At 71.0% G+C, this 11,442-nt stretch carries 8 protein-coding genes, 1 tRNA gene and 2 rRNA genes (1 of these 11 cut by a window edge); 8 read left to right on the forward strand and 3 right to left on the reverse strand.

What is annotated here, in order from left to right; all coding sequences use genetic code 11:
• From WMF45_RS14965 to WMF45_RS14980, 4 genes are all read left to right on the forward strand, one after another.
• Positions 1–56 (forward strand): 23S ribosomal RNA (locus tag WMF45_RS14965) (it extends 2,949 nt beyond the left edge of the window).
• 130 nt (positions 57–186) lie between these two features.
• Positions 187–303: ribosomal RNA gene (rrf, locus tag WMF45_RS14970) — 5S ribosomal RNA — on the forward strand.
• Positions 304–411: 108 nt separating this feature from the next.
• Entirely contained in the window at positions 412–693 is a 282-nt protein-coding gene (locus tag WMF45_RS14975) for a hypothetical protein (RefSeq protein ID WP_437717561.1), read from the forward strand.
• A gap of 7 nt (positions 694–700) precedes the next feature.
• Complete coding sequence (locus WMF45_RS14980; RefSeq protein WP_437717562.1) at positions 701–3,070, forward strand: transglycosylase domain-containing protein; 2,370 nt, start codon at positions 701–703, stop codon at positions 3,068–3,070.
• A 24-nt stretch (positions 3,071–3,094) separates the two neighbouring features.
• On the opposite strand, the gene tadA is transcribed toward WMF45_RS14980, so the two are convergent.
• The 3 genes from tadA to WMF45_RS14995 all read right to left on the reverse strand — a co-directional run bounded on the left by tadA (position 3,095) and on the right by WMF45_RS14995 (position 5,023).
• The gene (gene tadA, locus WMF45_RS14985; RefSeq protein WP_437717563.1) at positions 3,095–3,619 is read right to left on the reverse strand and encodes a tRNA adenosine(34) deaminase TadA; all 525 of its coding nucleotides are present in this window, start codon (positions 3,617–3,619) and stop codon (positions 3,095–3,097) included.
• A 43-nt stretch (positions 3,620–3,662) separates the two neighbouring features.
• A tRNA-Arg gene (locus tag WMF45_RS14990) sits at positions 3,663–3,736 on the reverse strand.
• A gap of 657 nt (positions 3,737–4,393) precedes the next feature.
• Positions 4,394–5,023 (reverse strand): hypothetical protein, encoded by a 630-nt coding sequence (locus tag WMF45_RS14995; protein ID WP_437717564.1) that lies wholly within the window; start codon positions 5,021–5,023, stop codon positions 4,394–4,396.
• Positions 5,024–5,047: 24 nt separating this feature from the next.
• Between WMF45_RS14995 and WMF45_RS15000 the strand changes: the two genes are divergently transcribed.
• The 4 genes from WMF45_RS15000 to WMF45_RS15015 all read left to right on the forward strand — a co-directional run bounded on the left by WMF45_RS15000 (position 5,048) and on the right by WMF45_RS15015 (position 11,427).
• The gene (locus WMF45_RS15000) at positions 5,048–5,902 is read left to right on the forward strand and encodes a redoxin domain-containing protein (protein WP_437717565.1); all 855 of its coding nucleotides are present in this window, start codon (positions 5,048–5,050) and stop codon (positions 5,900–5,902) included.
• 39 nt (positions 5,903–5,941) lie between these two features.
• Entirely contained in the window at positions 5,942–7,345 is a 1,404-nt protein-coding gene (locus WMF45_RS15005) for a VWA domain-containing protein (protein ID WP_437717566.1), read from the forward strand.
• A gap of 16 nt (positions 7,346–7,361) precedes the next feature.
• A complete protein-coding gene (locus WMF45_RS15010; protein WP_437717567.1) occupies positions 7,362–8,894 on the forward strand; it encodes an acyl-CoA carboxylase subunit beta in 1,533 nt (510 codons plus the stop codon).
• A gap of 97 nt (positions 8,895–8,991) precedes the next feature.
• Positions 8,992–11,427 (forward strand): S8 family serine peptidase, encoded by a 2,436-nt coding sequence (locus WMF45_RS15015; RefSeq protein ID WP_437717568.1) that lies wholly within the window; start codon positions 8,992–8,994, stop codon positions 11,425–11,427.
• The last annotated feature ends 15 nt before the right edge of the window (positions 11,428–11,442 follow it).

The following is an 11,442-nucleotide window of genomic DNA, read 5'->3' on the forward strand; positions in this document are numbered from 1 at the left end:
GAAGCCGAGCAATCGGCGGAGCTAACCGGTACTAATAGGTCGTGCGGCTTGACCATACTTCTAAGGCAAACATCGAAGCGTCGCGCCCGGAGTTCGGGTGACGAGCAGCGTGACACAGCTGGCCCTGCCGTAGAGCACCGCGAGAAGCGGGCTCCGGAGGGTTCCGATTGGACGCACCCACAAGTTTCCGGTGGTGATATCGAGAAGGTCACACCCGATCCCATACCGAACTCGGAAGTTAAGCTTCTTGGAGCCGATGGTACTGCCAGGGCAACCTGGTGGGAGAGTAGGACGCCGCCGGGATTTTCTTCGAACCTGCGCATGGTGAGAGCCGTGCGCAGGTTTTTTTTTGTCATTTTGCTTTGACCTCGGGATGCTGCTCTGCAGCATCTTCGCGGCGCCGAGCTCACCTTGGGACTTGGCTTCACTGGCGCTGCTTTTGATCAACGCGTCGCGACCCCCGCGATCGTTGGTCCCGACATGCGCCAGGAGCCTGTTGAAGGCTTTCGTTTTGCTGTCTGGCTTGAATTTTCGCTGGTCGCAGATCTGGGCGTTCGCGCGGCGTGCGGCGCGGCGCGCCGCGTGAGAAGAAGTGCCAGCGCAGGCGGCAGCGAGGGGGCCGGCAGGGGACGGCGGCGCGAGATCAAGATGACGCTGCGAGTTTCTTCCGGCCGCCAGGCGTTGCTACCCTAGGGGAACCTTGGGATTCAAGCGCAGGAGAATCGCTGCGGTCGCCGGGGGGGCCCTCTGTGGCGGGCTCGTCGTCGGGTTCGCCCCTTTTGTGCGCTACCAGGCCGAGCAGGCGGCTGATCGGTACGGGGCATCGCTGTCGATCGACCAGGTTCGGCCGACCTGGAGCGGCGTCTCCCTGAAGGGGGTGGACGTCCAGCTGCGCGGGGTGCCGAGCATCTCCATCCGCCTGGAGGAGGTCGCCGTCGGGCTGGGCGTTTCGGGACGGCGCGTGACGATGCGCGGGGGGACGGTCTCCGCCGTCGGCCCGCGCGAGGCGATCCTCCACGAATTGGAGACCTGGCGGGCGGGGCAGCCGGCAGGACGCGCCGGCACCGCGACGAGCGATGGGGGCGGTAGCACCGAGCTGGAGGGCTTGCGGCTCGTCTGGACCGATCGGGCCGACTCGCCCGCGGAGAGCCTGTCGGCCGACAACGTGCACCTGTCGCGCGCGGGAGGGCGGACAGCCATCGCGGCGCGCGAAGCGATCCTGTCCCTGGGACGGGCAGCCTTCTCGGTCCGACACGGCCGGCTGGTGCTCGCCCTGGAGCAGGGGCGGTACCAGGTGAGCGAGCTCTCGGCCGAATCCATCGACGCGAACGTGGCGCTCCCGGAGGGGACCCCTGAACCTCAGGTCGTGCCTGAGCAGAGCGGGCGCACCCATCCGGCACAGCTGACGAGGACGGCCGAGCGCGGCGACGGGGCCGAGGCGGGGCGGAATCGAGGGGCTGCGGTTCGAGAAGCCCTTCTGCGGGCGGCGCAGGGCATCGATCTGGCGCTCGGCAAGGACGCCAAGGTCGACGTCGCAGGTGTCACCGCGCGCCTCCGGCGCGACGCCGATCACCTCAACCTGGGACCGGGGCACCTCGCCGTGCGGCGCGAGGCGGGCTCGCTCGTGGTGGAGCTCTCGCCTGGAGAGGCCGCCATCGCGGCCGCCGGCGCCGACGCCCAGCAAGCGCTCACCTTTCGCCTTCGCGTGCCGCTCAGCGACGCGAAGGAGATCCCGCAGGAGATCGTCGCCGATGTGCAGGGCGGACCCATCTGGCTCTCCACCCTCGGCGTCCATGAAGGGGACATGGGCCTGTTCGATGTGGCGAGGACGTCGATCGTCAGCCGCGCGCGGGTCGTCCTCTCGGCCGACGGCCAGACGCTTGGCGTCGACGGCGAAGGAAGGCTGAGAAACCTCTCTCTGCGGAGCGCGGCACTGGCAGACGAGCCCATCGCAGGCCTCGACCTGGCATGGCGAGCGAAGGCGAACGGCAAGCTCGACGGGTCCAAGCTCGTCGCCGAGGACGCCGAGGTCGACCTCGGTGCGCTGAGGCTGATCGCGCACGGCGAGTACGAGCACGCCGGGAACTCACACCGGGTCCGCGGCACCTTCGAGGTGCCCCTCACGGCTTGCCAGTCGATGCTGGATTCAGTGCCCAAAGGGATCGTGGCGAAGCTCCACGGCATGAGGCTCGCCGGCTCGTTCGGGATCGAAGGGAAGCTCCGGTTCGATACCGCGAACCTCGACCGGAATTTTTTGCTGGACTGGGGCGTCTCCAACACCTGCCGCGTGACGGAGATGCCGCCGGAGCTCAGCGTCGATCGCTTCAAGCGCGCGTTCCGGCGCCTGGTTTACGGGCCCGGGAGCAAGCGCGTCGACATCGAGTCCGGGCCAGGGACCGCCGATTGGGTCCCCTACGAGGACATCTCCCGCTTCATGGAGGTCGCCGTGCTGACCACGGAGGACGGCGCCTTCCACCGGCACCACGGGTTCGACGAGGAAGCCATCAAGAACTCGATCCGCGAGAACCTCCGGAAGAGGAGGTTCGTGCGGGGGGCGAGCACCGTCAGCATGCAGCTCGCCAAGAACCTCTACCTCGAGCGGACCAAGAGCGTGGCGCGCAAGCTCCAGGAAACCTTGCTCACCATGTACCTGGAGCAGGAGCTCACCAAGGAGCAGATCATGGAGCTCTACCTGAACGCTGTGGAGTTCGGGCCGCTGGTCTACGGCATCGGCGCCGCCGCGCGGCACTACTTCAATGCGTCCGCGGCGCAGCTCTCGCTCGGACAGGCGCTCTACATCGCCTCGATCCTCCCAAACCCGAGCGTGCAGCACTTCGATGCGAACGGCGAGGTCACCGCTGCGTGGAGCGGGTACCTGCGCAAACTCATGCAGATCGCGCACAGGCGCCATCGGATCTCCGACGAGGAGCTGGAGAAGGGGCTCCAGGAGGTCGTGGTGCGAGGCTCCCCGGCGCCTCATCTGGCGCCCCGCCAGCCCTCCGAGGACGGCGGTGAAGCCGGCGAGGAGAGATCGGGAGAGGACGAGGGGGGTGCCTGGGCGGCGCCTTGACGCCCACACGCGCAGGCCGGGCCGTCAGCGCTTCGACGCGGCGGTCCGGAGCTTCGCGAAGAACGCGCGGAGCACGCCGGCGCACTCGTCTGCGAGCACGCCCGACGTCACCGCGAAGCGATGGTTGAGCCGGTTGTCGCGCCCGATCGCGAAGAGCGTGTCGACCGCTCCCGCCTTCGGGTCCGGGCAGCCGTAGACGAGCCGCGCAATCCTGGCATTGACGAGCGCGCCGGCGCACATGGGACACGGCTCCAGCGTCGCGTAGACCGTCGCCCCTTCGAGCCGCCAATGACCAAGCCGCCTGGCAGCCGCCCGCAGCGCGTCCACCTCGGCGTGCCCCGTCGGATCCTGGTCGATCTCGCGGCGGTTTCGACCGCGCGCCAGCACCGTCCCCGACGCGTCGACGATGAGCGCCCCCACGGGGACGTCACCGGCACCTGCCGCAGCCTCGGCCTCCGCGAGCGCCTCGCGCATCCACAGCGCGTCGACGCTCGCTGGTTCCTCCGGCTGTGCCACAGGGGAGAGGAGCAAATCCGCTCCGTCATCCATGACATCCATGAGAGGCTGAGGACCTTTTACATGACCGATCAGGCGCGCCCAGGAAGATTCGAACTTCCGACCCCCGGCTTCGTAGGCCGATGCTCTATCCAGCTGAGCTATGGGCGCTCTGGTGAAGGCAAGTGCAAGGCGTGGCTACGCCACCGCACTCCCGCGTCGCGCTCGGTTGCGCGAAGTGAGTGCCGGCGTTTATACGCCCCCGAGCGAGCTGTCAAAGGAAAAGTGATCGATGCCTGAGGGCGCCTGCTCGGAGCGCAGGACAAAAACAGGGCGCGCGGCGACTCCGTCACGGAATGGCCGCGCGCTTTCACACGCTCTCGAAGGGCAAGCGAAGCTCTGAAAGCGCACCACGGGACGAGCAGGCCAAGCTGACGAAACGGGAAGAAGCTGTAAGCCAAGCAGCAGCGGCGCCATGAAGAGGCGGGATGGCGCCCGCTGAACGACCAAGCACAAGCTAGTGAGGCCCGTTACGAGGGGAGGAGGACCGAGACACGCTGCAGCCCACAGCGCAGAACACGGCCAATTCCGCCTGGAGCAGCCTCTGTGCCATCTCCCAGCCTCGTCCTCGGCGCGTCCTCGCGCGCGCGTACGTCCAGCGGAATACTCACGTTTCGCCGCGGTTTCTTCGGCTGTCGTGGATCCGTGTCCGACGAGTGCTCGGGCAGCTGTGTCGCGTGCCATGCCGTGTTTCGCAATCTTTGCGGACCGAGAGCCCCGACCAACGGACGCTGTGACGCGTCGCGCTATCGAGGGCCACGCGAGCGCCTATCGGGGGCCGCCGAAGAGGTGGTCGTGCGGGGCGTCGGCATGACAGCGTTTGCAGAGGGGCAGGGCGCCGCGGTGGGTGGAGGTGCCCTGGGGCGTGAGGACGAGGTACTCCCAGTTGCCGCCGTCGGGGTCGTAGCCAGCCGGTCGCTTCACCATGGCCAGAAGCGTGTCGGGCTCCGATGCGCCCGCCCGGTAGTGGAACTCGACCACGGCCGCGCCAGAGGGGAGAACGCGATCCGGACCGAGCTGCGGGTAGGGCGCAGCCGCCGCGTTGACCCTCACCTCCGCGTCCATCTCGCCAGTGAAGTGCTGGGAGCGAGCTCGACCCGTGACGGGCTGGAAGCTCGCGAGCTGCCCGGCGAGCTCCCACGCCGAGGGCGCCGCGGCCGGCGGTGCAGCCGGCGTGGCGGCCGGCGCGCGCGCCTCGGGGACGGAGCTGGAACCGCGTCCGATCCACTCCGTGGTCTCCGCGACGTGAGCGGGGGACAGGGACGGCGGGGGCGGCGCACAGCCGAGCGGCAGGGGGGCCCACCCGGAGCGGACCCGCGCCTCCGTCGAGAGCGTCATCGAGGCGAGCGACGCCGCAGCGAGCGCGCACCACGCAGAGAGGCGGGTTCGGGACCGCACCGGTCGAGATGCTACACTGCCCGGATGTACCTGGCCTCTTCCAGGCGAGGCCGCGCATGGCGCGCCCTCTGGGCCGCCACGCTGGTGTCGCTGTCGGGCGCCGCGCTGCTGGGAGGCGCCCCGCACGCAGCCGCCGAGGAGGCGTCCCGCCGCGCCTGGCTGGGCGTGGAGCTGGAGCCGGGGCCGGCCGGGGGGGTGGTCGCGAAGCACGTCGTCACCAGCTCGCCGGCGGCCAAGGCGGGCATCGTGGACGGGGATCAGGTCATCGCGGCGGATGGCGTCCAGATCGACGAGCCAAAGCAGCTCGTCGCGCGTGTCGCGCTCGCGGGGCCTGGAAATGTGGTGAACCTCCGGATCCGGCGCGGCGGACGAGAGCGAGACGTCGCGCCGACGCTGGTGCCGTTCCCCGGGCACGATCAGATCCTTCGCCTCGACAAGATCGGCACGTTCGCGCCAGCCTGGAAGTCGCTCACCACCGTCGGAGGGACCGTCCCGGCGAACATCGGGACCCTGCGCGGAAACGTGGTGCTGCTCGATTTCTGGGCGACGTGGTGCGGGCCGTGCCGCTTGATGGCCCCGCAGCTCTCGGCGTGGCACGCGGCGTACGCCGCGCAGGGGCTGCGGGTCGTGGGCGTGACGACCGACGACGTGAGCGTCGCGACGAAGACAGCGCAGGCCCTCTCGATGCGCTACGCGGTCGCGGCGGACGGGTCGGAGTCGACCTCCGCGGCCTACGGCGTCAAGGCGCTCCCCACGATGTTCGTGATCGACAAGAAGGGCGTCATCCGGGACGTGGTGGTCGGGTACGACCCGACCCGGCACGCCGAGATCGAGAAGCTCCTCAAGGCGCTGCTCGCGGAGCCCGCGCCGGCGCCGTAGCCGCCGCGGAGCCGCGCGGGCTGGACCGGTGCGCTCTCCATGCTCCTCTCCATCGACGAGTTCCTCTGGGCGCTGCGCCGCGACGGCTTCGCCGTCTCGACGGCGCAGGCCATCGATGTCACGCGCGCGTGCGCCCTCGTCGGGTTCGGCGACCGAGGGACGCTGCGCGACGCCATCGGCGCGGTGGTCGTCGAGCGCGCCGCCGATCTCCGCCGGTACCGCGCCTGCTTCGACCGCTTCTTCTCCCCCGCGGGCGCGCACGTCGGCGATCTGTGGGGGCGCCTGCGGGAGCGAGGGTTCTCGGATGGGGAGCTCTCCGCCCTGCGCGATCTGCTGAGCGCGGCGGCGGAGCGGAGCGGCGCCTCGGGCGACGCGATCGCCTTTCAGGCGCTCGCAAGGACCGCGGGGGAGCTCGACCGAGCGCTCCAGGCGGCCGGCATCGCGCGCGTGCTCGCGCCGATGACGAGCTCGCTCCAGGTCGGGTTCTTCGCGCAGCGGGTGATGGATCAGCTCGGGGTGCCGGCCGTCGCGAGCGCGCTGCGGCGGATCCGGAGCGCGCTCGAGGAGGCGCTCGGCGAGGAGCGGGGGAGGGCCCTCGCGGAGGCGCTCGCCGCTGAGCTGGAGCGCATGCGGCATCGCGTGCGCGAGCACGTGACGCTGTCGCTCCGGCGCGTCGAGGGCGAGGAGCCAGCTGCCCAGGGCCGCATGGATGTCCCGTTCGCCTCGCTCGGCGAGGGCGAGATGGAGGAGGTGCGCCGCGCAGTGAAGGAGCTGTCCGTGCGGCTCCGGGGCGTGGAGCGGCTCCGGAGGCGCCGCGCGCGGCGCGGGAGGATCGATCCCCACCGGACGCTGCGGCGCAGCCTCCAGACCGGCGGCGTGCCGTTCCAGCCGGCGCGTCGAGCGCGGCGGCGCGACAAGCCGCGCCTGATGATCCTGTGCGACGTGTCGGACTCGGTCCGCGTCGCCGCGCGGTTCATGCTCGAGTTCGTCTGCGCGGCGCAGGAGCTCTTCGACCGGACGCGCTCGTTCGTCTTCGTGAGCGAGCTCGCCGAGACGACCGAGCTCTTCGAGGCGTTGCCGGCGAGCTCGGCGCTCGAGCGGATCCAGCGCGGCGAGGTGGTGAGCCGGGCGCACAACTCGAATTACGGGCGCGCCCTGCTGGCCTTCGAGGAGCGACACGGGCGTGACGTGGACCGGCGGGTGACCCTCGTGATCCTGGGCGACGGGCGCACGAACTACTTCGCGGACGAGGCGGAGGTCGTGAGGAGGCTCCGCGACCGGGCGCGGGCGCTCCTGTGGCTGTGCCCCGAGGGGCCGGGCGCCTGGGGGACGGGAGACAGCGCGATGCCGCGCTACGCCGCCGCGTCGACGAAGGTGCTGGTCGCCCGGACCGCGCGGGAGCTCGAATCGGCGGCGCGGGAGGTGGTCGCCCGGCGCGCTTAGGGCTATGGGTCGCGCCATGTCGCTCGATCAGAAGCTGCGGGATCTCACGGCGCGCATCGAGAAGGGAGGCGCGCAGAAGTACCACGACAAGAACGCGGAACAGGGCAAGCTGTTCGCGCGGCAACGCGTCGCGCTGCTCGTCGATGAAGGCAGCTTCATCGAGGACGCGGCGCTCGCCAACGCGCTGGATCCCGAGCTGCCGGCCGACGGCGTCATCACGGGCACCGGGACGGTGGGCGGGCGCCCCGTGTGCGTGATGGCGAACGACTCGACGGTGAAGGCCGGCTCGTGGGGGCGCCGCACCGTGGAGAAGATCCTGCGCGTGCAGGAGACCGCGCGGCGCCTCCGGTGCCCGCTGCTCTACCTCGTCGACTCCGCGGGGGCGCGGATCACCGATCAGATCGAGATGTTCCCCGGGCGGCGCGGCGCGGGCCGGATCTTCTACAACCAGGTCGAGCTGAGCGGCCTCGTCCCGCAGATCTGCCTGCTGTTCGGCCCGTCGGCGGCGGGGGGCGCGTACATCCCGGCGTTCTGCGACGTCGTGTGCATGGTCGAGAGCAACGCGAGCATGTACCTGGGCTCTCCGCGGATGGCCGAGATGGTGATCGGCGAGAAGGTCACGCTCGAAGAGCTCGGCGGAGCGCGCATGCACTGCTCGGTCTCGGGGTGCGGCGACGTGCTCGTGAAGACCGAGGAGGAGGCGATCGCCTTCGCGAAGCGCTACCTCGCGCTGATGCCGCAGAGCTCCGCCGAGACCGCGCCCCGCGTCGAGCCGAGGCCGGAGAAGCCAGGGCAGCGGCCGCTCGAGGACGTGATCCCCGCCGACGAGAACAAGCCGTTCGACATCATGGCCGTCATCGACGCCATCATCGACGAGGGCAGCTTCGTCGAGATCAAGAAGCTCTATGCGCGAGAGATCGTGACGGGGCTCGCGCGCGTCGAGGGACGCGCGGTCGGCATCGTCGCGAACCAGCCAAAATACAAGGGCGGCGTGCTGTTCGTGGACTCGGCCGACAAGGCGGCGCGGTTCATCTGGCTGTGCGACGCCTTCAACATCCCGCTCCTGTACCTCGCCGACGTGCCCGGCTTCATGATCGGGACCGTCGTCGAGAGGCAGGGGATCATCCGGGCCGGGGCGAAGATGATCGCCGCGGTGAGCGAGGCGAGCGTGCCGAAGCTGTCCGTCGTCGTGCGCAAGGCGTACGGGGCCGGGCTCTACGCGATGTGCGGGCCGGCGTTCGCGCCCGACGAGTGCATCGCCCTGCCCTCGGCCTCGATCGCGGTGATGGGGCCGAGCGCCGCGGTGAACGCCGTCTACTTCAACAAGATCCAGGCGATCCCGGCGGGACCCGAGCGCGAGGCGCTCGTGCAGAAGCTGCGCGACGAGTACCGGGCCGACGTCGATCTGGAGAAGCTCGCGAGCGAGCTCGTGATCGACGCGATCATCCCGACGGCGAACCTCCGCCGCGAGGTGGCGCGCCGCTTCGAGCGGTACGCTGGCAAGATCGAGGAGAGGCCGCGAAAGAAGCACCTCGTGCCGCCGGTGTGAGCGGCACACGGCGCGCTCCGGAGAGCGCGCGGTGAGGGCGGCGCCCTTCGAGACCTCGGCCGCGCGCGGACGTGGTGACGTGGTGTAGACTCGCGGCGTGCTCGCCCGCAGGTTTCCGCTCTCCATCGCGCTGCTCGGCCTCACCCTCGCGGCGGGTGAAGCGCGCGCCGACGTCTCGGCCCCGGCGGTGGCGCGCCTGCTCGGCTCGCGCCTGGGTCGGCACCCGCTCGCCGATCCGCGGGGGCGCATCGCCGTGACGGTGCCGCTGCCCGCCGGCGCCGACGCGCGAGCGCTCGGGCTCCTCCCGGTCGCGCCAGGCTTCGGGACCATCCGGCTCGCGCCCGGCGACGTCGGCGCCTTCTCCGCCGCGCACCCGGAGCTCAGGCTGCTCACAGGACCGCCGCGGCGGCCCCTGCTGGATCGGTCCAAGGGGTGGATCCGCGTCGAGCCGTACAGGAAGGCCACCGGCGCGGACGGCAAGGGGGTGGTCGTCGGCGTCGTCGATACCGGTCTCGACGTGACCCACCCGGATTTTCGAGACAAGGACGGCAAGACACGGATCCGATGGATGCTGCAGGCCGGAAGCCCGAAGGGGCTGCACGCGGCGCTCGAGCACACGTACGGGTGCGATGATCCGGACCAGTCGGCGTGCGCGATCTTCTCCGACGCCGACATCGACGCCCTGCTCGCGCAGAGCAAGCCCGGCATCCTCCGCGATATCGCGGGGCACGGCACGCACGTGGCATCCATCGCGGCAGGCAACGGCGGGCCGATGGTCTCGGAGCGGCCGCGGTACATCGGCGTGGCGCCCGCCGCGACGCTGATCATCGCCGCGCCGGCGCGGCCCGGCGAGGGCTTCGACGATCCGGACATCCTCAAGGCGGTGCAGTTCATCTTCGACCGCGCCGAGGAGCTGAACATGCCGGCGGTCGTCAACCTGAGCGTCGGGAGCGATTTCGGGCCCCACGACGGGACCAGCCCGCTCGAGGCAGGGCTCGCCGCGATGGTCGGCAGCGCTCATCCGGGGCGGGCGATCGTCGTCGCCGCCGGCAACAGCGGCGCGACGTACGAGATCGACGGCGAAGGGTCGCTCGGGATCCACACCGAGGCCCACGTGTCGGCGCACGCCGAGACGCGCGTGCCCATCCGCACGCCGAGCGCGGAGCGCGGCGAAGGATACGTCTGGATCACCTTCCGGCCCGGGGACGAGGTGTCGGTCGGCCTCGACGGGCCAGGCGGCGAGGCGTGGATCGGCCTGATCGAGCCCGGAGACGACGCCGGCTACACAGGCGACGACGGCGAGACGACCGGCGCGGTCATCAACCGGCTCGCGAACGGGAAGTCGCCCATTACCGCGGCGACGAACAGCGCCGTCGTGGCCTTCAGCGGGGCGTGGAAGGCGGGCGAGTTCGCGATCCGCCTGCGAGGCCAAGGAGACGCGCAGCTCTGGGTGACAGGGCTCGGCGACGTCTCGCCGTCGCACGATCTCGGGCTCCTTTTCCCGCGCGCCATCAAGCAAGGGACGATCAACGTGCCCGCGAGCCACCCCGGGCTGCTCGCCGTGGGGTGCACCATCAACCGCGTCCGCTGGCAGCCGCAGGGCAGCTCCACGAGCGTGCGCCTCACGAGCCTCGACGGCGTGGACATCGAAGAGGACAGCGCCTGCTACTTCAGCGCGGCTGGCCCCACGCCGTTCGGCGTGGCCAAGCCGGAGATCAGCGCGCCCGGCGGCCTTGTCGCGGCCGCCATGGCGAGCGGCGTCGACCCGCGCGACGATCCCGGAGGGCTGTTCGATACGCCCGGGTGCCCCGGTGACGAGCCTTGCTTCGTCGTCGACGACTACCACGCGATCGCGTCAGGGTCGTCCATGGCGGCGCCGCAGGTCGCAGGGGCGATCGCGCTCCTCTTCCAGGTCAACCCGAACCTGACCCAGGCGGAGGTCACGGAGGCGCTCCAGGCAGGCGCGCGGTACCCGAGGGGCGCGGTGCCGCTCGACGCGCAGCTCGGTCCCGGCGTGCTCGATCTCGAAGGCGCGCGCCTCGCGCTCGAGGCCGTCGAGACCGGCGAGAACGAGCCGGCGCTCGACAAGAGCTGGTACGTCCTGTCGAGCACCTACGCGAGGCCCGACCCGTCGTGGCCGGTCTGGGGGACGATCGAGCTGCGACGCCCTGACGGCGCCCCGGTGAGGGGCGTCGATGGGAAGCTCACGGTCGCCGTCCGCGGCGGGGTGATGCACACGCCGCTCCGGGAGGTGCGCCGCGGGCTGTGGCAGTTCGCGGTCGCCGCGCCGCGCGGCTCCGGAGGGGCGACGCTGGCCGTCGAGGTGCTCTACGACGGCGCCTCGCTCGGCGCGCGCGAGCTCCCGGTGGGGAGCGACGTCTGGATGGCGAACGGAGAGCTCGAGGCGACCAGCGGCGCGTGCGCCTGGGCCGCGGGTCGCCCGGACGGCACGCCGCCGTCGAGCCGCGCCGCCTGGGGCCTCGCGAGCCTCCTCGTGGCGGCGTCCGCGGCGCGCCGTCGGCGCCGCGGCTGAGCACCCCCGCTGCCC

The organism is Sorangium sp. So ce448 (assembly GCF_051520915.1).
Taxonomy (GTDB): domain Bacteria; phylum Myxococcota_A; class Polyangia; order Polyangiales; family Polyangiaceae; genus Sorangium; species Sorangium cellulosum_B.

Bases quoted from the DNA above. Each gene is read 5' to 3' on its own strand.
- WMF45_RS15000 (WP_437717565.1), top strand. From the start codon at position 5,048: ATGTACCTGGCCTCTTCCAGGCGAGGCCGCGCATGGCGCGCCCTCTGG.
- WMF45_RS15010 (WP_437717567.1), top strand. From the start codon at position 7,362: ATGTCGCTCGATCAGAAGCTGCGGGATCTCACGGCGCGCATCGAGAAG.
- WMF45_RS15005 (WP_437717566.1), top strand. From the start codon at position 5,942: ATGCTCCTCTCCATCGACGAGTTCCTCTGGGCGCTGCGCCGCGACGGC.
- tadA (WP_437717563.1), bottom strand. From the start codon at position 3,619: ATGGATGACGGAGCGGATTTGCTCCTCTCCCCTGTGGCACAGCCGGAG.